The sequence below is a fragment of the Bradyrhizobium sp. JR3.5 genome (assembly GCF_054057015.1).
This window is the reverse complement of record NZ_JBSRYV010000002.1, coordinates 6,044,745-6,066,461: the sequence shown is the minus strand read 5'-3', so window position 1 is coordinate 6,066,461 and position 21,717 is coordinate 6,044,745. Positions and strand designations below refer to the sequence as shown.

General features: G+C 65.1%; 17 protein-coding genes and 3 pseudogenes. 6 read left to right on the top strand and 14 right to left on the bottom strand.

Annotated features, from left to right (window positions below; translation table 11 throughout):
- Positions 1-212 precede the first annotated feature (212 nt).
- A complete protein-coding gene (locus tag ACVWW1_RS45745) occupies positions 213-1,751 on the bottom strand; it encodes a sugar ABC transporter ATP-binding protein (RefSeq protein ID WP_456660414.1) in 1,539 nt (512 codons plus the stop codon).
- Positions 1,748-2,170, bottom strand: a complete 423-nt coding sequence (locus tag ACVWW1_RS45740; RefSeq protein ID WP_456660413.1) for a hypothetical protein — start codon at positions 2,168-2,170, stop codon at positions 1,748-1,750. The genes ACVWW1_RS45745 and ACVWW1_RS45740 overlap by 4 nt, the downstream gene beginning before the upstream one ends.
- Between ACVWW1_RS45740 and ACVWW1_RS45735 the strand changes: the two genes are divergently transcribed.
- Positions 2,169-2,903 carry a hypothetical protein gene (locus ACVWW1_RS45735; protein WP_456660412.1) on the top strand — a complete coding sequence of 245 codons (735 nt, stop codon included), beginning with the start codon at positions 2,169-2,171 and terminating at the stop codon, positions 2,901-2,903. The two genes, ACVWW1_RS45740 and ACVWW1_RS45735, sit on opposite strands and share 2 nt — an antisense overlap.
- On the opposite strand, the gene ACVWW1_RS45730 is transcribed toward ACVWW1_RS45735, so the two are convergent.
- The 4 genes and pseudogenes from ACVWW1_RS45730 to ACVWW1_RS45715 form a co-directional block, all read right to left on the bottom strand.
- Entirely contained in the window at positions 2,870-5,002 is a 2,133-nt protein-coding gene (locus ACVWW1_RS45730) for an ABC transporter permease (RefSeq protein ID WP_456660411.1), read from the bottom strand. The two genes, ACVWW1_RS45735 and ACVWW1_RS45730, sit on opposite strands and share 34 nt — an antisense overlap.
- Before the next feature lie 105 nt (positions 5,003-5,107).
- Positions 5,108-6,133: a sugar ABC transporter substrate-binding protein gene (locus ACVWW1_RS45725; RefSeq protein ID WP_456660410.1), complete on the bottom strand. Its 1,026-nt coding sequence runs from the start codon at positions 6,131-6,133 to the stop codon at positions 5,108-5,110.
- 75 nt (positions 6,134-6,208) lie between these two features.
- Complete coding sequence (locus ACVWW1_RS45720) at positions 6,209-6,727, bottom strand: ABC transporter permease (RefSeq protein ID WP_456660409.1); 519 nt, start codon at positions 6,725-6,727, stop codon at positions 6,209-6,211.
- A 103-nt stretch (positions 6,728-6,830) separates the two neighbouring features.
- A pseudogene (locus tag ACVWW1_RS45715) lies at positions 6,831-7,019 on the bottom strand (ABC transporter permease); the annotation flags it as partial.
- 307 nt (positions 7,020-7,326) lie between these two features.
- Between ACVWW1_RS45715 and ACVWW1_RS45710 the strand changes: the two are divergent.
- Complete coding sequence (locus ACVWW1_RS45710) at positions 7,327-8,322, top strand: LysR family transcriptional regulator (RefSeq protein ID WP_456660408.1); 996 nt, start codon at positions 7,327-7,329, stop codon at positions 8,320-8,322.
- A gap of 27 nt (positions 8,323-8,349) precedes the next feature.
- Here ACVWW1_RS45710 and ACVWW1_RS45705 read toward each other — a convergent pair whose 3' ends face one another.
- Entirely contained in the window at positions 8,350-10,506 is a 2,157-nt protein-coding gene (locus ACVWW1_RS45705) for an alpha/beta hydrolase fold domain-containing protein (protein WP_456660407.1), read from the bottom strand.
- A gap of 63 nt (positions 10,507-10,569) precedes the next feature.
- Here ACVWW1_RS45705 and ACVWW1_RS45700 point away from each other — a divergent pair, with 63 nt between their 5' ends.
- Positions 10,570-11,253, top strand: a complete 684-nt coding sequence (locus ACVWW1_RS45700) for a TetR/AcrR family transcriptional regulator (protein WP_176532390.1) — start codon at positions 10,570-10,572, stop codon at positions 11,251-11,253.
- Between the two features lie 66 nt (positions 11,254-11,319).
- On the opposite strand, the gene ACVWW1_RS45695 is transcribed toward ACVWW1_RS45700, so the two are convergent.
- The 3 genes and pseudogenes from ACVWW1_RS45695 to ACVWW1_RS45685 all read right to left on the bottom strand — a co-directional run bounded on the left by ACVWW1_RS45695 (position 11,320) and on the right by ACVWW1_RS45685 (position 13,425).
- Entirely contained in the window at positions 11,320-12,183 is an 864-nt protein-coding gene (locus tag ACVWW1_RS45695; protein ID WP_456660406.1) for an SDR family NAD(P)-dependent oxidoreductase, read from the bottom strand.
- Between the two features lie 4 nt (positions 12,184-12,187).
- Positions 12,188-12,746 (bottom strand): annotated as a pseudogene (locus ACVWW1_RS45690) (carboxymuconolactone decarboxylase family protein).
- Positions 12,724-13,425 carry a TetR/AcrR family transcriptional regulator gene (locus ACVWW1_RS45685; protein ID WP_456660405.1) on the bottom strand — a complete coding sequence of 234 codons (702 nt, stop codon included), beginning with the start codon at positions 13,423-13,425 and terminating at the stop codon, positions 12,724-12,726. The pseudogene ACVWW1_RS45690 and the gene ACVWW1_RS45685 overlap by 23 nt, the downstream one beginning before the upstream one ends.
- Positions 13,426-13,578: 153 nt before the next feature.
- Here ACVWW1_RS45685 and ACVWW1_RS45680 point away from each other — a divergent pair, with 153 nt between their 5' ends.
- The 3 genes from ACVWW1_RS45680 (at position 13,579) to ilvD (ending at position 17,743) form a co-directional block, all read left to right on the top strand.
- The gene (locus ACVWW1_RS45680) at positions 13,579-14,790 is read left to right on the top strand and encodes an ABC transporter substrate-binding protein (protein WP_456660404.1); all 1,212 of its coding nucleotides are present in this window, start codon (positions 13,579-13,581) and stop codon (positions 14,788-14,790) included.
- A gap of 7 nt (positions 14,791-14,797) precedes the next feature.
- Complete coding sequence (locus ACVWW1_RS45675; RefSeq protein WP_456660403.1) at positions 14,798-15,691, top strand: MBL fold metallo-hydrolase; 894 nt, start codon at positions 14,798-14,800, stop codon at positions 15,689-15,691.
- A gap of 207 nt (positions 15,692-15,898) precedes the next feature.
- Positions 15,899-17,743 carry a dihydroxy-acid dehydratase gene (ilvD, locus tag ACVWW1_RS45670; protein WP_456660402.1) on the top strand — a complete coding sequence of 615 codons (1,845 nt, stop codon included), beginning with the start codon at positions 15,899-15,901 and terminating at the stop codon, positions 17,741-17,743.
- An 87-nt stretch (positions 17,744-17,830) separates the two neighbouring features.
- On the opposite strand, the gene ACVWW1_RS45665 is transcribed toward ilvD, so the two are convergent.
- The 4 genes and pseudogenes from ACVWW1_RS45665 to ACVWW1_RS45650 form a co-directional block, all read right to left on the bottom strand.
- Complete coding sequence (locus ACVWW1_RS45665) at positions 17,831-18,046, bottom strand: hypothetical protein (protein WP_176532398.1); 216 nt, start codon at positions 18,044-18,046, stop codon at positions 17,831-17,833.
- A gap of 708 nt (positions 18,047-18,754) precedes the next feature.
- A pseudogene (locus ACVWW1_RS45660) lies at positions 18,755-19,806 on the bottom strand (hydroxyacid dehydrogenase).
- A 15-nt stretch (positions 19,807-19,821) separates the two neighbouring features.
- Entirely contained in the window at positions 19,822-20,718 is an 897-nt protein-coding gene (locus ACVWW1_RS45655; protein ID WP_456660401.1) for an amidohydrolase family protein, read from the bottom strand.
- Positions 20,719-20,722: 4 nt separating this feature from the next.
- Complete coding sequence (locus ACVWW1_RS45650; RefSeq protein WP_456660400.1) at positions 20,723-21,688, bottom strand: Bug family tripartite tricarboxylate transporter substrate binding protein; 966 nt, start codon at positions 21,686-21,688, stop codon at positions 20,723-20,725.
- Between the last annotated feature and the right edge of the window lie 29 nt (positions 21,689-21,717).

The following is a 21,717-nucleotide window of genomic DNA, read 5'->3' as shown; positions in this document are numbered from 1 at the left end:
GCCGATGAGGGATAATATTTTATACTTAAAATAATTGTCAAGGGCGGCGTGGACCCACCCATAGCTGTCGTCCCTGCGAAAGCAGGGCATAACCACAGGATCGCGTTGTTGAAATGGGCTGTGGCCCCAGCGCTGTAAACCAACAGCAATTGGTGGCTATGGGTCCCTGCTTCCGCAGGGACGACACTGAGTTTGTGGCGCGCTGCGCGCCCTCAATGCACCGCGGCGTACAGGATCTTGTCCTGCGTCGCGTCGGCCGCATCGAACTCGGCGACGATGCGGCCGGTGCGGGCGACCAGGATGCGGTCGGAGACCGCGAGGATCTCCGGCAGATAGGACGAGATCACCACCACCGCCTTGCCTTCGTCGGCGAGCCGGCGGATTTCGCCGTGGATGTGCGGGATGGTACCGACGTCGACGCCGCGCGTCGGCTCGTCGAAGAAGATGATCGAGGGCTCCTGCACCAGGGTCTTGGCCAGCACCACCTTCTGCTGGTTGCCGCCGGACAGCTCGATGATCTTGGCCTTGCGCTGCAACGCGCTGATCTTGAGCCGCTCGACCCAGTAATTGGCGAGTTTGCTGCGCCTGGCGCGCGACAGCAGGAAGCTCCAGCCCTTCCGCGTGGCGAGGCTGCCGATATAGACGTTGTCGTCGACCACCATGGTCTCGAAGAAGCCGTTGGCCTTGCGGTCCTCGGTGATGTAGGCGATGCCGTCATTGATCGCCTGACGCGGCACGCGGTAGCGGATCGGCTTGCCGCGCAGCCGGATGGTGCCGCCATTGACCAAGTTGCGCTTCAACGCGCCGTAGACGATCTTGGCGATCTCGGTGCGGCCGGAGCCGATCAGGCCGGCGATGCCGACCACCTCGCCGGCATAGACCGAGAACGACATGTTCTTGACCGCCATGCCCATGGTGACATTCTCGACCGTCAGCACTTTCTCGCGGCGCTGATGGGTCTTCTCTCTTCCGCCATAGACCGCTTGCGCCACCTCGCGCCCGACCATGTGCTGCACCAGCGCGTCGCGGGTGAGCTGCTTGGCGGGCGCCGTGATCACCAGCTTGCCGTCGCGCAGCACCGTGATGCGGTCGGCAATCTGGAGCGATTCCTCCAGCGCATGGGAGATATAGATGATCGAGACGCCGCGGGCGCGCAGGTCGCGCACCAGGTGGAAGAAGTGGACGATCTCCTCCGGCGTCAGCGATGCGGTCGGCTCGTCGAAGATGATGATGCGCGCCTTGTTGTAGATCGCGCGCGCGATCTCCACCATCTGCTTCTTGGCGGTGCCGAGGAGCGCCACCGGCGTTGCCGGATCGACGTGGAAATTGAGCGACTGCAGCAGCTGCTGGGCCTGGATGTTCAGCGTGCGGAAGCGCGTCAGCAGCTTTTCATTGCCGAGCTCGATGTTCTGCGCCGCGGTCATGGTCGGCACCAGGCTGGTCTCCTGATAGACCATGCAGATCCCAGCATCGAGCGCGTCGCGCGGCTGCTCGAAGTTGGCGGGCTTGCCGTCGAGCAGATAGTCGCCGGAGGTAAGATTGATCGCGCCTGCGATCGCCTTGCACAGCGTCGACTTGCCGGCGCCGTTCTCGCCGACCAGCGCATGCACCTCGCCGGGATAGAGATCGAAATTGACGCCCTCGATGGCGTGGACACCGCCATAGATCTTGGAGCCGTTGCTGATCCGAAGCACCGGCTCGCGGGTTGCGGACTGGGTGGCGGGTGCCGCCTGCGTCACACCGTCATTCATCGCAGCTCTCCCGTGTAGCGCAGCAGCCGTCCGGCGCCGCGCGCCGCGATCACGATGCCCGAAGGCGTCGCGCAGGCGGCGGTGATGCCGTGGAAGCGCCCGCCGGCGCGGCTGTGCAGGCTGTCGCTGGCCTCGCCCGCGGCATCGAGATGCACGAGCAGGCCATAGGAACGTGGCGGCGCCCATGGCTTCTGGATGCCGAGTGCCTTGACGCTGCCGATCTGCATCGGCTCCAGGCAATCGCTGCCGCCAACCAGCGCCGGCGCCACCCAGTAATCGGGCGGCATCGTCGCCATCATCTCCTCGCGGAAGTCGTCTTCCTTGAGCACGAACTCGATCAGATGGGTGCGGCGGGCGAAGATACCGAGCAGCACCCCACCATGGCCGTCCGGATGCAGCCGCGCCGGATAGCCCGGCATGTTGGTGGCGACGGTCTCGCGCGGGCCAAGCCCGTTGCCAGCGAGCGCGAACCGGCTGAGGCCGATGCGCCCAGCTTTCGGTGAGCCACAGGCTCTCGCCATCGGCCGAGACCATCACGCCGTAGGGATATGGCAGATCGCGCAGCAGCACCTGCGGATTGTCGAGGCCGGCATCGCAGCTGATCAGGCGGCCGCCGGCGCGCTTCTCCATCAAATCATGCCGCCACTCGCTTGGGCGCCGACCGGTGCTGCCTTCCACCGCATAGATGCGGTCATCGGGCGCCGCCGTGACCGACAACAGCCCCGTGAGCGCGCTGCCGCCGGCGGCCTCCAGCCAGCGCGGCGCGGGCTTTGCAGGATCGATCGCGGCAAGCCCCCTGCCCGCGACGCAGACCAGGAGACGGCCGTCCGGATGCAATGCGAGCCCGCCGGCATCATCCTCGAACTCGGCGACGACCGTACGGGTCGCGAAATCCGCGCCGCTGAGCTTCAGCACCTGGCGACCGGCGGAAACGAAGATCGCGCCATCGCCGGCGGCGATGACGTCGTCGACGCCCGGCAGCGGCGCGCCGATCGGCACGGCGGTGTCGAGCCGGTCGTTCGGGCTCATCGCGCCGTCGAGCGGCGGGATCGCGTTCTGGCCGCCGTCGCGGTCGATGACGCTGCGGATGTCGCGCAGCAGATGATCGAAGAATCCCATTATTTCGTCACCCTGCTTTTGGCACCCCAATAGGCATCGTAGCCGGTCCAGCTGTCGTCGACGCCATCGAGCTTGATGCGGCCGATCCGGTTGTTCTCGAGCCCGCCGAGATAGAGATAGCCCTGATGCTCGCGCATCGAGGTCAGCGTCGAGTGCGAGATGCCGGTCGGATCCCACCAGGATTCCAGCGCCTCGCCCTTTTCATTGAACTTCAGCACGCAGCCATGGTTGAGCGCCGGCGCCAGCCACTCGTCGGTTGGCACCTGCTTGACCATGCGCAGGCGGAAACCGGGCTTTCGCGCGGCAAGGTCGAAGGTCGGCGTGCGGATGCCGACCAGCGCCAGCCAGTAGGTGCCGTCGGAGGCGCGGTTGATGTTGTCGGGGTTGCCCGGCAACTCGTCCATCAGCACTTCGGTCTTGCCCTTGTTCGGCCCCTCGATCCAGTGGCGGAACACCTTGCACAGCGAGGTCGACGCAATCAGGATCGACTTGCCGTCATGGGAGACGCAGATCCCGTTCGGGAAATAGAAGTGGTTGATCACCGTGCGCGTGGTCTTGGTCGCCGGGTCGTAGCAGACCACGCGGCCGTTCGGCCGGCCCTCGAGGATGTCGAGGGTATTGGTAGTCATCTCGTAGCGCGTGGTGCAGTCGCTGAAATAGATCTTGCCGTCGGGCGCGATGTCGAGATCGTCGGCCATGCGCAGGCGGGAATCGTCGTTCAGCTTGTACCAGGTGCGGTTGGTCTCATCGGTGACCTTGAAGATGCGGCCATCAGGCGCGATGCCGTAGACGCCCATGCCGGCGACCGCGACGATCAGGTTCTCGTCGCGATCGAACTGCATGCCGAGCGGCCGGCCGCCGATATGGGCGAACACCTCCCGGGTCTTGAACTCAGGCCCGGAGAAGCGGATCACATTGCCGTCGCGGGTCGAGCCGTACAGACGGCCCTGACGATCGAGGATGACGTCCTCGGGCCCCTCGACCTGGTCGACGCCGATCGCCTGCGCGTTGATCAGCCGGTCGTTCTGCGCATAGGGCGAGGCCGCACCGGGCTGCACCGCGGGCGCCGACGCGAGCGGCACGAAGGCCGGATTGACATAGATCTTCTGGATCGCCTTGCCGCGGTTCTTCGACCATTTGACGTCGATGCCGACCGCAGCGAGCAGGATCATGCCGGTCACCGCCGAGGTGACATAGCCCGGAATGCCCATGCGCACGAGGCCGTTGATCAAGAGGAAGATGATCAGCGCGCCGATCATCGCCCGCCACACCGTGCCCTTGCCGCCGGCCAGCGAGACGCCGCCGAGCACCACGGCGGTCAGCGCCTGGAACTCCCAGCCGACGCCGGTGGTGGAATCCGTCGAGGCCTGACGTGCCGCATAGAAGATACCGCTCGCCGCGCACAGCGTGCCCGACAGAACATAGGTCATGAACAGCATCAGGCGGACGCGGATGCCGGCATGGCGCGCCGCCTTGCGGCTGGCGCCGATCGCGGTGAGATGCCAGCCATAGCGCGAGCGCGACAGGAAGATGTGGCAGACCAGTATCACCACGAACAGCGTCGCCGCATTGACGGGAATGCCGAGCACGCTGCCGCCGCCAATGAAATCCCAGGCGTCGCTCTCGACCGAGTTGGTCGCGAACACCTGGGCATAGCTGGTGTTGAGCAGATTGACCGAGGCGCGCAGGATGATCAGGGTCACCAGCGTGGTCAGGAACGGCCGCGTCTTGAGGAAGCCGATCAAAAAGCCGTTGATGCTGCCGAGCACCGCGCCGACCAGAAGCGTCGCCGGCACGGCAAGGCCGACCGGCCATTCGCGTACCAGGAGGAAATAGAGCGCCGCGAAATTGCACAACGCGAAGATCGCACCGACCGACAGGTCGATGCCGCCGGTGACGAGGCAGAAGCCCATCGCGAGCGCGACAAAGCCGAATTCGGCGAACAGCCGCAGCAGCGACACCGAGTTCTGCACCGAGGCGTAGTCGGGAATGGTGAGCGCGAAATACGCCCACAGCCCGATCATCACGGTGAAGGGAACGACCGGCTCGAACCACTGCTTGAGCAACAGCTCCGACAGCAGGAGCCGGGGTGAAAACCGCCGCACCGATGCGGCAAAGGAATCAACTGCCATCGACATCGCCAAAGCACTCCCTGATCCGGTTTCAACGTTTCCGGATTCTGACCCGTGATACAGCCGGCGCGGGAATGCCCCCCGCGCCGGCTGTCTCGCGCCTTGTTAGTTTTTCTTGGGTAGCGCGAAGCAGGTGCCGCCGAGCGAGGCGTTCGACTTATCGATCCAGATCGGCCGCGTGTAATAGGACAGGTTTTTCGTGCCGGGCTTGTCGCCGGACATCAGCAGCGTCTCGGCCGCGAACATCAGGTCGTGGCCCTGCTCGGTCGCCTTGTAGCTGAGGAACTTGCTGAAATTGCCTGAAGTGACCTGGTCGCAATCGAGCTGCGAGCCCTCGCCCGAGGCGAACACCTTCACGTCGTCGATCTTGCCGGCATTGCGGATCGCCTGCGCGGCGCCCGACTCCATGATGCCCCAGAAGCCGATCGAGGCGCAGAGATCGGGATGCTGCTGGATCACGGTGGCGGTGATGTTGAGCGCGGTGTTGGCATCCCAGTTCGCCGCCTGGTTCGACACCACCTTGATGTTGGGATCCTTGTTCAGAACCTCCATGATGGCGCCGACCTGATCGACGCTGGCGGCTGCGGTCAATTCGCCCTGCACGATCTGCACCTTGCCCGATTTGCCGGAGCCGGTACCGCAGGCCTTGACGGCCTCGTTCGCGAGCATCCTGCCGATCTCGCGCCAGTCGACGCCGACAAAGGCGCCAGACTTGTAGTTCGAGGCCATATTGACCTGGATCACATGCGTGCCCTGGCTTTCGGCACGCTTCAGGTCCTTCATCAAGAGCGTCACGCTCGGGTTCTGCACGATCAGGACGTCGGGCTTCTGGTCGACCAGCGCGGTCAGCGCCTGCTGCATGGCGGACGGATTGTTGTTGGGGTCGCGCACGACATACTTCATGCCGCGCCACTCAGCCTCTTCCTGCACCACGCGGCCCCACTCATCGGAGAGCGGCACGCCGAGCGCGATCGGCAGATAGGCGATGGTCTTGCCCTGCAGCGACTTGTCGTAGGCGGTGCGCAGCTCGCGCCCGGCCTTGGTACCTTCCTCCTGTGCCGATGCCGCAAACGGCATCCCGGCGAGCGTCACTCCGGCGAGCAGGATCGTCCAGAACTTGGTCGTCTTCATCGTCTCCTCCACACAAAATTCTTTTGATTGATTGGATTTCTTTTTGATTGGCGCGGCGCGCTCAGTCGCCTTGTTTCAGTCTCCTTGCCGCGCGGTCTCCTCGTCGCGGGGATGCAGCCAGTTGTCGAGCACGATCGCGGCCAGCAGCACCACGCCCTTGATGATGTTCTGCACCTCGCTGTTGACGTCCATGATGGTGAAGGCGTTGAGCAGCGTGCCGATCAGGACGCAGCCGACCACGACGCTGAACACGCTGCCGCGGCCGCCGATCAGGCTGATGCCGCCGATCACGACGACCAGCACGACGTCGAAGATCATTGTCCCTTGCGTGATCGCCATCTGCATGCTGCCCGTGGTGCCGACCCAGACCAGGCCCGCAATCCAGGCGAGCAGCGCAACCAAGACGTGCTCCAGCACGATCAGTGGACGCAGCGGAATGCCGGTCAGCCGCGCGGCCTCCGGATTGTCGCCCTGCGAATAGATGAAGCGGCCGATCGAGGTGCGCGACAGGAACAGGTGCATCGCGATCGCGCAGACCGCGAACACCAGGATCGGAACCGGGATGCCGAACAGCCGCCCGGCGCCGAGATACATCAGGCCCCGGCGCATCCTTCGGCGCGTAGACCACCCAGGCCGGCGCGATCCAGAAGGCGAGACCATAGATCACGAAGCCGGCGGCCAGCGTCACGAACAGCGCCGGCGCCTCCACGAAGGCGACCATGACGCCGTTGACGACGCCGATCAGCACCGCAATGGCCAGCGCCAGCAGCACTGCCGTGAAAACAGGCATGCCGTTTTGCATGTAGATCAGGGCGATCGCCCAGGAACCCGCCATGATCGCGACCTCGGAGAGGTCGATGCCGCGGCTGATCACGATCAGCCCCATGCCGAGGCCGAGCACGCCAAGGATGGAAATACTGCGCAACAGATTCAGGAGATTGGAAACGCTGGCAAAACCGTTCAGGGTCAGGCCGAACACGACCAGAAGCGCGATCGTGATCAGGAGCACGATCTGCTCCTGGCTCGGTTTTGCGAACATTGTGCCCGAGCGAGATGATGCCGCAGGGACAGCAACGCCGCGCGATGGCGATTGCACGCTCATCGTTTCCTCCAGGTATTATTTTGCTTGAGACTTTAAGAGCGCCAACTCATATTCGTCAAATGCATTCGACGGATACGGATTGATTATTTCCATGCATGTACGCGATATCGATCTGAACCTGTTCGTCGTGTTCGACGCGATTTACACCGAAGGCGGCGTCAGCCGCGCCTGCTTCCGCCTCAATCTGACCCAGCCCGCGGTCAGCCATGCGCTGAGCCGGCTGCGCGCGATGTTCAACGATCCGCTGTTCGTGCGCCGCCATCACGTGATGACGCCGACCCCGCTGGCGCGCCAGATCATCACCACCGTGCGCCAGGCCCTCAACGGCCTCGAGACGACGCTGACCCATACCAACCGCTTCGATCCGGCCAGGACGCCGAAGCGGTTCGTGATCGGCCTGCGCAACAATCTCGAGGCGCCAATGCTGAGCGCGCTGATCAACCGGATCAGCGCCGTCGCGCCGCTGGTCGAGATCGCCACCGTGCGCAGCGAGCGCAACAATCTGGAGCGCGAGCTTGCCGCCGGAACGCTGGACGTCGCGATCGATACGCTGCTGCCGCTCTCCACCGAGGTGCGGCGCGAGCAGATCCTGACCGAGCATATCGCGGTGTTCGCCCGGCGCGGCCATCCCGAGCTCGGCACACGGCTCGACAAGAAGGCGTACCTGCGCATGGAACACGTCTGCGTGACGTCGCGGCGCAGCGGCCTGTCGTTCGAGGACTTCCAGTTCCAGCGGCTCGGCCTGACGCGCACCGTTCGCCTGACCTGCCAGAACTTCGCGACTGCCTGCCATGTCGTGAGCCGCAGCAACATGCTGCTGACGGCATCGGAGAGCGCCGCCTCCGTGCTGGAGGATCCCGGGCTGTTGCAGTGCTTCCCCTGCCCGTTCCCGATCAGCCCGCACGTCAATTATCTCTATTGGCATGCCACCGCCGAGGGCGACACCACCAATCAATGGCTGCGCGAGCAGCTGCGCGCCGCCGCGGCGTCGCTCGCAGGTAGCCGCTTCAGCAAGAAGAACCGCCGTGCGGCCAGGACGCGCCCCAAGGTGGGCATCCCGGCGCCGATCAGCCTCGCCGCGGAATGAGAGCGCCTCGAGCGCTGCAACAAGCAATCATGCGGCAGCCTGCGGCCGCGCATCCTCGCGACGGAGATGGCGCCGCGCCCAGGCGGCCACCTCCTCCATTGTCGCCCGCGTCTCGGGCAGGAACGGAAAGATCGGGTAGACATGGACTGAGTCCTCGACCACCCGCAGCGTCACCTCGACCCCGGCCTGCTCCGCGCGCTCGGCCAGCCGTGTGGTATCGCTGAGCAGCACCTCGCCCCGGCTCGCGGTCAGGAACAGCGGCGGCAGGCCGGTGAGATCGCCGAACAGCGGCGACACCAGCGGATCGGTCGGCTCGTGCCCCTGGAAGTAGGACGCCCCCATGAACGTGAGCAGGTCGCGGTTGGCCGCAGGATCGTCGCCATTGAACTGGCGGATCGTCGGACCCGACAATGTCAAATCGGCGAAAGGCGCCGCGGCGAGGATCGCCGCCGGCAACGGATCGCCGGCATTGCGGAGCGCCAGCACCATTGCAACGGCAAGGCCGCCGCCAGCGGATTCGCCGGAGACCATGATCGAGCCCGCGGGAATGCCGCGCGCGAGCAATGCGCGATAGGCGGCCACCGCGTCGTCGAGCGCGGCCGGATAGGGATGCTCCGGTGCGAGCCGGTAATCGACGGTGTAGCAGGTCCCCTCCACCGCAGCCGCAAGCCGGCTTGCATATTCCAACGAGCCCCTGGCGGACCCGATCAGATAGCCACCGCCGTGGAAGTGCAGCACGACGTTGCCACCCTGCGCGTCCGGAGCCGCGACGCGCCAGGCCTTGACGTCGCCAAGCTCGTCCTCCACCGCGGCCACGCTTGCGGGCAGCGGAAAGTTGGTCACGAGGAAACGGTCATAGGCCTCGCGCAACCCGTCATGACCACGTGCGACATCTTCAGGCCGGAACGCATACTTCCAGAGGTCGAACGCGCGCTGCGCTTCCGGACGCTGCAAGCGCTTGCCTTCGCGCAGGCCGGTGACATTGAGCACTTCGCCGGGCGGCCCTTCGGTGGCCTTGACCACATCATAGTCCCACGCGAGGCCCCAGCTGGTCTCCGCCAGCGGATCGATGCGCGCCATGCCCTTCCAGCGGTGGTTGCGGTGGCGCAGGCGATCGGCATCGGTCTCGTGCATCAGCTTGACCACCGCACGCGCACCGGCCTGGATCCGCGTCGTGCGCGGCAGCCGCCGAAGCTCGTACTCCTTCAGCGCGCCGGGGACATCGTTCTGCCGTCGCGACAGCACGCGCGCAAGCGTCCAGCCATCCTCGATGCTCTGGCCGGCACCGGCGGCAAGAAACGGCACCATCGGATGAGCCGCGTCGCCGAGCAGCGTGATGCGGCCGGAGCTCCAGCAATCGATCGGATCGCGATAATACATGCCGGTGATGAATGCGCTCTGGCATTGCTCGAGCATTTTTCGCGCACGCGGCTCGGCGTCATTGAAGGAGCCCAGCAGTTCGGAAATGTCGCCGGTCTCGTCCCAGGATTCCCGTGTCACCTCGTGCGCAGGCACCGAAGCGAGGATGCTATAGAGATTTTTCGGCCGCACCCAATAGGTGATCAGCGTCCGGCCCGGGCCGAACCAGTAATTGCCGCGCTCCTCCAGATCGAGGCCTTCGATCCGCTCGGCCGGAATCAGCGAACGCCACATCAGAATGTTGGCAAAGTGCTTCTCCTCCCGGCCGCGCAGATGCTCGCGCACGACCGAATGGATGCCGTCGCATCCGATCAGCACGTCACCGCGCACGGTCTCGCCATTCGCGAGCTTCACTGCGACGCCGTCGGCGTCCTGCGAGACTGCCACGCAGCGGGCATCAAGCCGTCTGGCTTCGGGCGGCACCGCGTCAGACAGGATCTGAACCAGGTCGGCGCGATGGATATTGTACATCGGTGCGCCATAGCGCTTGGCGGCCTCATCGCCCAGCGGAGCCTGGTACAGCATCTTGCCGGTGCGCAGGTCGCGGTAGTCATAGGATTGCGGTTTGACGCCTACGCTGCGAATGGCGGCCTCTAATCCAAGCTCGCGCAACACGATCGCCGCGTTCGCGGCAATCTGGATGCCGGCGCCGATTTCGTTCAATGCCCTGGCCTGCTCGAGCACGAGAACGTCAATGCCTTGATGACGCAGCGCAATCGCTGTAGTCAGTCCACCGATGCCGCCGCCCACGACGAGTACACGCATGACCTGCTTCCTCTCCGAGTCCGAATTAAGCGATTTCACTTAATTAATCCAGGATCAGTTCGCATGTCAAGCAGGCGGAAGGGCACGCGCGCGACTTCGGAAGAGACGCGGAACCAGATCAAGGCGGCCGCGCAAATGCTGTTTGCCCGCCATGGCGTCGACGCGGTGACCGTGCAGCAGATCGTCGACGCAGCCGGACAGCGCAACAACGCCGCGCTGCACTATCATTTCCGGTCCAAGGAAGAGCTGATCCGGCAGATGGTCGTCGACGGTGCGACTGTGCTCGAAGAGCGGCGGCGTGACATGCTCGGCGAGATCGAGGCGCGCGGCGGACCTAAAACCATTCGCGAGCTGATCGTGGTGCTGGTCATGCCCGTGATCGAGCTCGGTGACGACGAGCGATGGCGGGGATATATCCGCTTCACCTCGAACCTGCAGGCCTCCGATCCCAAGGCGTTGCGTGAGGCGCTGAACGGCCGCTGGAATGCCAGCTATATCGAATGCTTCAATCAGCTGAAGCAGATGCTGCAACTCCCGGCGCCGATCGTCGAACAGCGGCTCTCGATCCTCGCCATCTACGCCAACGCGATCCTGTCCGCCCACGAAGCTGCGCTCGAGTTGCGCAACACCAAAAGCAGCCGGCTATGGGGCCAACCCTTCACGATCGAGAATATTCTCGACACGCTTGAAGCCACGCTGACTTGCCCGGTTTCAAAGAGCGTCTTGTCCAAGCTGCCGGAGAGTTGACCGGATCATCCGGCTACGCCGGGGGCCGCGGTCTGGCTTGCGACAGCCGCCGGAGCGGCGCCTCGCTCACAGTCCGCTCAGGCCGCTATCCACCGCGAGCGTCTGCGCGGTGACGTAGACGCCCTCATCCGACATGAAGAACAGCACCGCATAGGCGATCTCCCACGCCGTCGCCTGGCGGCCGAACGGAACCTGCCCCTTGCCGCGCGACGGCCGTCCCGCACCGGCCTCGCGGCCGTTCGGGGTGTCGACCAAGCCGGGATAGACCAGGTTGGCGCGGATGCCGCGCCGCGCGCCGGTATGCGCGATGTTGCGCATCAGGCCGCCAAGCGCCGCTTTGGAAGAATCATAGACCGCCATCTGCGATCCCGCCTTCAGCGCCGCGATCGAGGAGATGAAGACGATCGAGCCGCCATCGGCGAACTTCGGCAAGGCGGCGCGGCAGCACAGCATCGGGCCGCGGACATTGACGTCGTAGATCCTGTTCCATTCCTCCGCGCTGACATTGTCGAGCCCGGTCTTGCCGAAGGTGCCGATGTTGAGCACCATGCCGTCGAGCCCGCCCATGGCGTGATGCGCCTCGGCGATCATCCTGACGACATCGGCCTCCCTGGTGACGTCGGCAGCGATCGCGAAAGCGCGACCGCCGTCAGCCGCGATGCGCGCGACCGTATCCTCGGCGGAGCCACGGTTGAGGTCGGCAACCGCGACATGGGCGCCTTCGCGCGCGAACAGCAGGCTCATGGCGCGGCCATTGCCGATCGGATCGGTCGCGGCATCGAACACGCGCTGGCCGCCGCCGACCACCAGGATGCGGCGGCCGTTGAGGCGTCCCCTGCCCGGCGCCATGCCCGAGGACTCCGCGCTCAGCGGACGGACATAGCGCTCCGGCTTCGTGTCTTGCTTGGCCTCTTGCGAAGTCTCCGACATCCCATCAACCCCGCTTCTTGCCGCCCTCATAGACGGCCATGCCGGCGGCGCGGATCGAGATCGGTCTCGGTCGCCTCCGTCAGCCGCGCCATCATCAGGTAGAAGCCGAGTGTGACGATCGCCTCGACGATCTCCTGATCGCTGAAATGCTTGCGCATCCCGGCGAAAGCCGCCTCGCCGACGCGGACCTTCTCGACCACCTCGCGGCCGAAGCCGAGCAGCGCCCGCTCGGCCGCATTGAGCGCGGCATCGTCGTACCTGCCGCGCTCGACGGCATCGATCTGCGCCTGGGTGACGCCGACGCCGAGCGCGATCGGCACATGCTGCCGCCACTCGTAGGCGCCGCCCTCGAGCTGCGCGGCCTGCAGGATCAGGAGCTCGCGGTTGACCGCCGACAGCTTCTGCTTGTGCAGGATCGAATTGCCGAGCCGCATCAGGGGCATCGCATTGGCCTCCGCATGGGCCATCATGCGGAAGATGTTGAGCTTGACCGGCATGCGGTCGAACGCCGCGCGGATGTCGCCGCTCGTGGTATCCGGATCAATCAGAGGCAGCCTTGCCACGCGTCTCTCCTTTTTTTCGTTGCTTCTTGTCCGAGATGTCTGCGTCCTTTGCCGCAATCAGCGACAGGAAGAACGCGAGATAGCGGTCGATCGCCTCGATCACCTTCGGTCGCGGCGAGGCCTGCGCGCCCATCACATAATGTTCGAGCCTGACATAGATCAGGCCGGCGGCGAACAGCCGCGCCGCCTCGCGCGGGTCTGTGGTCGTGATCAGTCCGGCGAGCGCAAAGCCGCGGAAGTAGTCCGTCATCAGATTCTGTTCGCGCGCATAGAAGTGGTCGGCGAACTTGGCGCGGATGCCGGGCACACGGTTGCGTTCGGCGGTGATGACCTTCTGGAACTGATGCTCGCGCGGATCCGACCATTGTTCGACGAGATCGAGCGCGAACTGGCGGCAGAACGCCGCCGGCTGCTGCGCGAGCTGCCGGTAGCGCGGCGCCTCGAGCCGGTCGGCCGAACTCGCCGGACCGTGCTCGCTGACGACCGCTTCGAGGATCGCGGCCTTGCCCGGAAAATGATTGTAGAGGCTGCTCTCGCGGATGCCGACGCGGCGCGCAAGCTCGCGCATCGACGCGCCGCCATAGCCGCTTTGCGCGAACAGGCTGAGCGCCTCGCTGAGGATGCGCTCGCGGGTGGAGGTCACGACCGCGTCGGCCGCGCTGGATGGGGAAGCCGCCATGACGCCTTGACTAACGAACGATCGTTCGCTAGTCAACCGTACGAACGATCGTTCGTCTGCACGGCGGCGGTCCGGCCCGCAAGCGGCGGGCGAAGTATTCGCGTTTCAACTCCGCTCCTAAAGAGGCGGAGGGCAATTTGGGGAGATACCGTCATGGCGCGCCTCGTCCGCTCTCATTTGCGCGCGGCCCTCTTGCTGCTGCCGCTGATCGCCGTCGGTACCGCCCGAGCCGAGAGCGCGAAATATGACTCAGGCGCCGACGATAAGACGATCAAGATCGGAACCACAGCGCCGCTGTCCGGCCCCGTCTCGGCGTTCGCGCAAATCGCGAAATCGGCGGAGGCCTATTTCCGCAAGGTGAATGACGAGGGCGGCATCAACGGCCGGCGCATCCAGATGATGATCGCCGACGACGCCTACAGCCCGCCCAAGACGGTGGAGCAGACGCGCCGCCTGGTCGAGAGCGACGAGGTGTTGTTGATCTTCGGCGGGGTCGGAACGCCGACCAACAGCGCCGTGCACAAATATCTCAACGACAGGAAGGTGCCGCAGCTCTTCCTCGGCTCGGGTGCGGCGAAGTGGGACGATCCGAAGAATTTTCCGTGGACCGTCGGCTGGCAGCCGACCTATCGCGACGAGGCGATCGCCTACGCCAAATACATCAAGGCGAGCCACCCGAACGCCAAGGTCGGTGTGCTCTATCAGAACGATGACCTCGGCAAGGACTATCTAAGAGCGCTGGAGGAAGGCCTCGGCAGCACCGAAGCCATCGTGGCGCGAGCGGCCTACGAGACCACCGCCCCCACCGTCGATACGCAGATCCTGCTGCTCAAGAGCAGCGGCGCCGACGTCGTGCTGGTCGCGGCGACGCCGAAATTCGCGGCGCAGGCGATCCGCAAGATCGGCGAGATCGGGTGGAAGCCGACCACCATCATCTCCAATGTCTCGGCCTCGATCAGCGGCGTGCTCGAACCCGCCGGAAAGGACAATTCCGCCGGCGTGATCTCGAGCCAGTACCTGAAGGACTCGACCGACCCGGCGCTGAAGGACGACGCCGGCTACAAGGAATGGGTCGCCTTCATGGACAGGTATCTGCCCGACGCCAACAAGAGCGACTGGCTCAATGTCTACGGCTACACCATCGCGCAGACGCTGGTCGCGGTGCTGAAGGCCGCCGGCAACGACCTTACCCGCGCCAATGTGATGAAGCAGGCGACCAGCATCAAGGATCTGCATCTGCCGATGCTGATCAACGGCACCGAGGTCAGCAACTCGCCGGAGCGGTATACACCGATGACCAGCCTGCAATTGATCCGCTACGACGGCACGCGCTGGGTGCCGTTCGGCGACCTCATCAAGAACTGAGCACCGCATGCGCCAGATCACGATCGGCAGTATGCGGATCGACCGGCTGGTCGAAATCCCCTCGCTCGCCTTCGACAAGACATGGCTGTTCGCCAATGTCACGGACGAGGTGATCGCAGCGAACCGAAGCTGGCTCGATCATCGCTATATCGAGCCGGAGACCGGCCGCTTCATCCTGAGCCACCACTCCTATCTGGTGCGCACGCCGCGCTGGACCGCTGTTGTCGACACCTGCTGCGGCAATCACAAGCCACGTCCGCGGGTGCCGGCCTGGAACAATCTCAACCAGCCCTATCTGGAAAACATGGCCGCGCTCGGTGTGCGGCCCGAACAGGTCGGCTTCGTGATGTGCACGCATCTGCATGTCGACCATGTCGGCTGGAATACGCGACTGATCAACGGGCGCTGGGTGCCGACCTTTCCGAAAGCACGCTATCTGATGGGACGCGCCGAGTTTCGGCACTGGGAGGCCGCGCACCGGGCGAACCCGCCGACGCCGGTCAATCACGGCTCGTTCGAGGATTCGGTGCTGCCGGTCGTCGCGGCCGGACAGGCCGAATTCGTCGAGACCGACCACCTGCTGTTCGACGACCGCGACACGGGCCTGCGCTTTGCGCCGGCGCCGGGCCACACCGCCGGCAACATGCAGATCCATCTGAATGGGAGCGGCGACCATGCCGTGATATCGGGCGACGTGATCCATCATCCGATCCAGTGCGCGGAGCCGTGGCTGTCGAATGCCGCCGATGTCGATCCCGCGGCGGCGCTCGCCACCCGCGTGACGCTGCTGGAGGAATTGGCGGATACGCCGAGCTATCTGCTGACCGGGCACTTCCCCGCCCCGACCGCAGGCCGCGTGGTCAGGTATGGCGAGGCCTTCAGGTTCAGGTTCGAGGGTTGAGCGTCTGAGAAAATCGGATCGGGAGGGCGCCGCGAAACGAGCCGCGGCCCGTCTCCTGCGTGCCGTCGCCACAGAGGCCGGGATCGAACTCAGATAGCGGGGTTCTGCCATGCGGTTCCGCGCTTGAATCGGCTGCTGCGGGCGGGCATAAGGGCTGCCATCTCCCTAAAAAGCGCCCACAGCCCAAGGATTTGAGAAGGATTTACGATGCCCGCCTATCGCTCCCGCACAACCACCCACGGCCGCAACATGGCGGGTGCACGCGGCCTGTGGCGCGCCACCGGCATGAAGAACGAGGATTTCGGCAAGCCGATCATCGCGGTGGTCAACTCCTTCACCCAGTTCGTGCCCGGCCACGTCCATCTGCAGAATCTCGGCCAGCTCGTCGCACGCGAGATCGAGAAGGCCGGCGGCGTCGCCAAGGAATTCAACACCATTGCGGTCGATGACGGCATCGCGATGGGCCATGACGGCATGCTCTACAGCCTCCCCTCGCGCGAATTGATCGCCGACAGCGTCGAATACATGGTCAACGCGCATTGTGCCGACGCGATGGTCTGCATCTCCAACTGCGACAAGATCACCCCCGGCATGCTGATGGCGACGCTGCGCCTCAACATCCCGACCGTGTTCGTCTCGGGCGGCCCGATGGAATCCGGCAAGATCCTGCTCAAGGGCAAGAAGCGGGCGGTCGACCTGATCGATGCGATGGTGGCCGCCGCCGACTCCAACGTGTCGGACGAAGAGGTCGAGGTGATCGAGCGCTCGGCCTGCCCGACCTGCGGCTCCTGCTCCGGCATGTTCACCGCGAATTCGATGAACTGCCTCACCGAGGCGCTCGGCCTCGCGCTGCCCGGCAACGGCTCGGTGCTGGCGACGCATGCCGACCGCAAGAGCCTGTTCGTCGAGGCCGGCCATCTGATCGTCGATCTCGCCCGCCGCTATTACGAGCAGGACGACGCCAAGGTGCTGCCGCGCAACATCGCGAACTTCAAGTCGTTCGAGAACGCGATGACGCTCGACATCGCGATGGGCGGCTCCACCAACACCGTGCTGCATCTGCTCGCCGCCGCGCGCGAGGGCGAAGTGCCGTTCACGATGGCCGATATCGACCGGCTGTCGCGCAAGGTCCCGGTGCTGTGCAAGGTGGCGCCGTCGGTGCAGGACGTCCACATGGAGGACGTGCATCACGCCGGCGGCATCATGGCGATCCTCGGAGAGCTCGACCGCGCCAGGCTGCTCACGACCGATGGACCGACCGTGCATGCCGCGACGCTGGACGACGCGCTGAACCGCTGGGACGTGGTGCGGACATCAAGCGACAAGGTGCGCAACTTCTACCGCGCCGCGCCGGGCGGCGTGCCGACCCAGGAAGCCTTCAGCCAGGACCGCCGGTTCGACGACGTCGATGTCGATCGCGCCGAGGGCGTCATCCGCAACGCCGAGCACGCCTATTCCAAGGACGGCGGTCTCGCGGTGCTGTTCGGCAACCTCGCCGAGGACGGCTGCATCGTGAAGACCGCCGGCGTCGATCAGAGCATCCTGAAGTTCTCGGGCCCGGCCCGCATCTTCGAGAGCCAGGATGCTTCGGTCGAAGCCATCCTCACCAACAAGGTCAAGGCCGGCGATGTCGTGCTGATCCGCTATGAAGGTCCGCGCGGCGGCCCGGGCATGCAGGAAATGCTCTATCCGACCAGCTATCTGAAGTCGAAGGGCCTCGGCAAGGCCTGCGCGCTGATCACCGACGGCCGCTTCTCAGGCGGATCGTCCGGCCTGTCGATCGGGCACGTCTCGCCGGAAGCCGCCGAAGGCGGCCTGATTGGTCTCGTCGAGGAAGGCGACGTCATCGAGTTCGACATCCCGAACCGCAAGGTCAACCTCAGGGTCGACGATGCCGAACTCAAGCGCCGCCGCGCGGCGATGGAAGCCAAGGGCAATGCGGCGTGGAAGCCGGCGGCACCGCGCAAGCGCGCCGTCTCGACCGCGCTGAAGGCCTATGCGGCGTTCGCAAGCAGCGCGGCGAAGGGTGCGGTGCGCATCCTGCCGGAGTAGTCGGCCCAAGCGTTTTCGAGCGAAAACACCCCAAAACAATAGTCCAGATTCCCGTTGCGATTCAATTGGAACGGGGCTCTGGACACATCAGGTCACTTGCAAGTCGGCCGCTTCGATCCGGATGCGGTCGGCGTGCAGTGACCAGTCGCAGAGCGCCTGTTCCTGACAGAATTTGAGCTTGGCCATTTCGGTGGCCTGGCCTTCGCTCGAGGCGTCGACCTCGAGTTCGCCCTGGCAAACCTCGCGCTGGCGGCCGTTGCCGCCGAGCACGTCCTTCATGAACTGAACAACGAAACGTGACATGGAACCCTCCCTGCTGCGCCGGCAGAGCCTGGGGGTACCACGTTAGCACTAACGCGAAATGGGAGTGAGTTAATTTCGCGCGCACGGATGCGGCGCTTCGCTGCGGGTGGAAAACTACGCGCCGGCCTGCGGCAGGCTGGCGGCAGCGATCGCGACGATCTGCGCAATGCGGCGGCCGATCCTGGCGGGCGCGTTGCGGAGCAGTGACTGGACCTGTCGCATGATCTTCTTCCTTCCGTACCCGGAACGGGCGGGCACAAAGGGAAAATGGCGATTTCGAGCTAAGCCGTCGATATCTCAGGGAAAATAACAACGGACGCGTTGTGAGGCGGTGCCTTGGCAGTGGGTTTATTGCCTCGATCGAGGCTACGACGAAGGAGATTTTCTCCGGTGTTTTTGCGCGCGCAACAACACTCGCACGACTGGCCATTTGCGTGAGGCACGCACCGGCGGACAGTTCCCTCCGCCCTTGCGGTATCTCTCCCCGCAAGGCCGGGCACTTGCACGATTTCTGAATATTGGAAATCTACCCCTGAGTTGCCCGACGCGTCAAGTTGCCTGGCCGAACCGCCGGCAGCCGTCAGCTTCTTTGCGTGGGGTTGTTTTCGATATTTTAGCTGCGCGCAGCCGCGGCCCCCGCAAGGGGGGCCTGACCAGCCTGGTCACCTCACCTGGCTGACTTCATCGTTGACAGCAATGATCGTCGACCTACCCCGGCATGAACCCGAACGCCCTCTCGAACCTTCTGGCGTAAACCGGCCAGACCTCGGGATTGATGATGCGCGGCGGGCGCCTGCCGTCGAGGGCGTCGAGGATCTGCTCGGCCGCGATCCGGCCCATGTTGATGCGCGCCTCGCGGGTGACGCCGGCGGTGTGCGGGCTCGCCAGCACATTGTCGAACTGCAGCAGCGGATGATCCGGCGGCGGCGGTTCCTTGGACCAGACGTCGAGACCGGCACCGGCAATGCGTTTTTCGCGCAATGCCTCTTCCAATGCCTTCTCGTCGTGGATGAAGCCGCGCGCGGTGGTGACGAAATAGGCGTGCGGCTGCATCAGCGCGAATTCGCGTGCGCCGATCATGCCTCGGCTCTTGCCGTCCAGCGGACAGGAGATCGAGACGAAGTCCGCGCGGCGCAGGAGATCGTCGAGCTCGACCTTCTTCCCGCCCCGCTTCGCCATCTCCTCCGGCCGTGAGATAGGGATCGTAGGCGATCACCTTCATGTGCAGGAGGCCCTTGCACAGCTCGGCGATGCGGCGGCCGACATTGCCGAGGCCGACGATGCCGACGGTCTTCTCGTTCAGCTCGTTGCCGATCAGATCGTTGCGGTTGACATCGGCCTCGCGCCGCAGCCGGCGATCGGACTGAATGATGCGCTTCGACAGCGTCAGCATCATGCCGAGCGCGTGCTCGGCGACCGAGTTGGCGTTGCCGCCGGACTGGTTGACCACGAGCACGCCCGCCGCCGTGCAGGCATCGACGTCGACCGGATCGAAGCCGGCACCGTTCGAGGACACGATCAACAGGTTCGGCGCGCGCTTCAACAGCTCCGCATGGGCATGGAAATGCGGCGCCAGCTCGTCGCGGGCGGCGCCGATTTGATAGGCATGCGCGTCCGCCAGAACGGGGGCGAATTGCGCTTCCGGCGTCTCGTTCTCCAGACGGTCGAGCCGGACATCCGGCCGTTTTCTTCAGGATGTCGACGTAGATCTCGTGGGCGAGGTATTTGACGTAGAACACGCGCTTGTTGTTGACGGTCATGTCTTCGGGCAGCTTTCAGTTTGGGAAGCCATAGAGTCGTGCGGGATTGTCGACGAGGATGCGGTGGCGTGTCGCGGCGTCCGGCGTCCATTCCTGGAACAGCGTCAGCAGATGACCGGCGTCGGGCATTTCGCCCTCGATGCGCGGATGCGGCCAGTCGCCGCCCCACACCAGCTGTTCGGAGTTGGCTGATACCAGCGCCTCGTGGAACGGCCGCGCGTCCGGATAATCGGGCGCCCGCCGGCTCAGGCGATGCGCGCCCGAGAGCTTGGCCCAGCACCAGCCCTCGCCGACCGCGCGCAGCAGGCTCTGAAAGCCCGCGGTGTTGATCCCGGCGGCGGCATCGGTGCGGCCCATGTGGTCGACCACGATCGGCAGGCCCAGCGCCTTCAGTGTCGGGAGCGTGTCAGGCAAATCCTTCACGTCGATCCAGAGCTGCAGATGCCAGCCGAGTTCGGCCATCACGCCCGCGTGCGTCTCGGCGACGCCGAGCGGAATGCCGCCGCGATAGTGCAACTGTCCGCCGCGGAAGAAATGGTTGAAGCGCAAGCCGCGGACGCCGAGCACATGCCATTGCCGCAGCGTGCCCGCCGCCACATCGGCATCGGCCACCGCGACGCCGCGCAGCCGCGCCGGCTCGCGCTGCAACGCATCCAGCATCGCCGAATTGTCGTGGCCATGCGCGCTGCCCTGCACCAGCACGCCGCGGGTGAAACCCAGCGCATCGAGCATGCCGAGATAGGTCGCGAGCGGCGCGTCCGGCGGCGTGTAGCTGCGATCGCCGGCATAGGGGAAGCGGTCCGCCGGGCCGAATACATGCGCATGCGTATCGCAGGCCTTTGGCGGCAGCTTCTCTCGCGGCGGCGTCACCGGACGCGGCGGCAGACAGGCGGGAATCTCTGATGCAGCCATCGACTTACTCCGCCTTCATGCCGGCGGCCTTGATGATCGGCCCCCATTTATCGTAGTCGGCCTTGATCTTGGCCGCGAACTGGTCCGGCGCTGAGCCGATCGGAATTGCGCCGAGCTTGCCGAGACGCTCCTTCACGGCATCGGTGTTCACCGCCGCGACGAAATCATGCGAAATCTTCGCAACGAGATCGGCGGGCATGTTGCCGGGTCCGAGCAGCCCCCACCACACCTCGGTGTCGTAGCCCGGCACGGCCTCCGACATGCTGGGCACGTCCGGCAAGAACGGCGCACGTGCCGCCGTCGTCACCGCCAGCGCGCGGACCGTGCCGGCCTGCAACTGCCCGACCGATTCCGGCCCGTTGTTGAACGACATCGGAATTTGTCCACCGAGCAGATCGTTGATCGCGGGCGCGCCGCCCTTGTAGGGGATGGCGTTGAGATCGATCTTCGCGAGGCTGTTGAGCAGTTCGCCGGCAAGATGGGTCGAGGTGCCGTTGCCGGCATGGGCGAAGGACAGGCTGCCAGGCTTCGCCTTCGCCGCGGCGATGACGTCGCTGACCGACTTGAACGGCGAGTCCGCGCGCACCAGCAGCACATTCGGCGACGATGCCAGCAGCGAGATCGGCGAAAAATCCTTGAACGTGTCGTACGGCAGCTTGGGATAGAGGAACGGATTGGTGGCGTGGCCGCTCGCCACCATGATCAGATTGTAGCCATCGGGCGCGGAGCTCACGATCGCCTGCGAGGCGATCACCCCGCCGGCGCCCGGCCGGTTCTCGACCACGATCGACTGCGTCCAGGTTTTCGACACGGCTTCGGCCAGCGTCCGCGTCAGCACGTCGACGCCGCCGCCGGGCGGATATGGGACGAGAATATGAACGGCCTTTGCCGGGTATGGCTGCGCGGACGCAAGGCCGGCCACGACCGTGGCCGCTGCCGCAATGGCGGTCCGCCAGACCCATCCGGCCATCGACGCCTCCCGTCCCTTGATCGTTCCGT

Excerpts from the sequence above, each read along its gene's own strand:
- ACVWW1_RS45745 (WP_456660414.1), bottom strand. The coding sequence starts at position 1,751 with ATGAATGACGGTGTGACGCAGGCGGCACCCGCCACCCAGTCCGCAACC.
- ACVWW1_RS45735 (WP_456660412.1), top strand. The coding sequence starts at position 2,169 with ATGTTGGTGGCGACGGTCTCGCGCGGGCCAAGCCCGTTGCCAGCGAGC.
- ACVWW1_RS45740 (WP_456660413.1), bottom strand. The coding sequence starts at position 2,170 with ATGCCGGGCTATCCGGCGCGGCTGCATCCGGACGGCCATGGTGGGGTG.
- ACVWW1_RS45730 (WP_456660411.1), bottom strand. The coding sequence starts at position 5,002 with ATGGCAGTTGATTCCTTTGCCGCATCGGTGCGGCGGTTTTCACCCCGG.
- ACVWW1_RS45725 (WP_456660410.1), bottom strand. The coding sequence starts at position 6,133 with ATGAAGACGACCAAGTTCTGGACGATCCTGCTCGCCGGAGTGACGCTC.
- ACVWW1_RS45720 (WP_456660409.1), bottom strand. The coding sequence starts at position 6,727 with ATGTATCTCGGCGCCGGGCGGCTGTTCGGCATCCCGGTTCCGATCCTG.
- ACVWW1_RS45710 (WP_456660408.1), top strand. The coding sequence starts at position 7,327 with ATGCATGTACGCGATATCGATCTGAACCTGTTCGTCGTGTTCGACGCG.
- ACVWW1_RS45705 (WP_456660407.1), bottom strand. The coding sequence starts at position 10,506 with ATGCGTGTACTCGTCGTGGGCGGCGGCATCGGTGGACTGACTACAGCG.
- ACVWW1_RS45700 (WP_176532390.1), top strand. The coding sequence starts at position 10,570 with ATGTCAAGCAGGCGGAAGGGCACGCGCGCGACTTCGGAAGAGACGCGG.
- ACVWW1_RS45695 (WP_456660406.1), bottom strand. The coding sequence starts at position 12,183 with ATGTCGGAGACTTCGCAAGAGGCCAAGCAAGACACGAAGCCGGAGCGC.
- ACVWW1_RS45685 (WP_456660405.1), bottom strand. The coding sequence starts at position 13,425 with ATGGCGGCTTCCCCATCCAGCGCGGCCGACGCGGTCGTGACCTCCACC.
- ACVWW1_RS45680 (WP_456660404.1), top strand. The coding sequence starts at position 13,579 with ATGGCGCGCCTCGTCCGCTCTCATTTGCGCGCGGCCCTCTTGCTGCTG.
- ACVWW1_RS45675 (WP_456660403.1), top strand. The coding sequence starts at position 14,798 with ATGCGCCAGATCACGATCGGCAGTATGCGGATCGACCGGCTGGTCGAA.
- ilvD (WP_456660402.1), top strand. The coding sequence starts at position 15,899 with ATGCCCGCCTATCGCTCCCGCACAACCACCCACGGCCGCAACATGGCG.
- ACVWW1_RS45665 (WP_176532398.1), bottom strand. The coding sequence starts at position 18,046 with ATGTCACGTTTCGTTGTTCAGTTCATGAAGGACGTGCTCGGCGGCAAC.
- ACVWW1_RS45655 (WP_456660401.1), bottom strand. The coding sequence starts at position 20,718 with ATGGCTGCATCAGAGATTCCCGCCTGTCTGCCGCCGCGTCCGGTGACG.
- ACVWW1_RS45650 (WP_456660400.1), bottom strand. The coding sequence starts at position 21,688 with ATGGCCGGATGGGTCTGGCGGACCGCCATTGCGGCAGCGGCCACGGTC.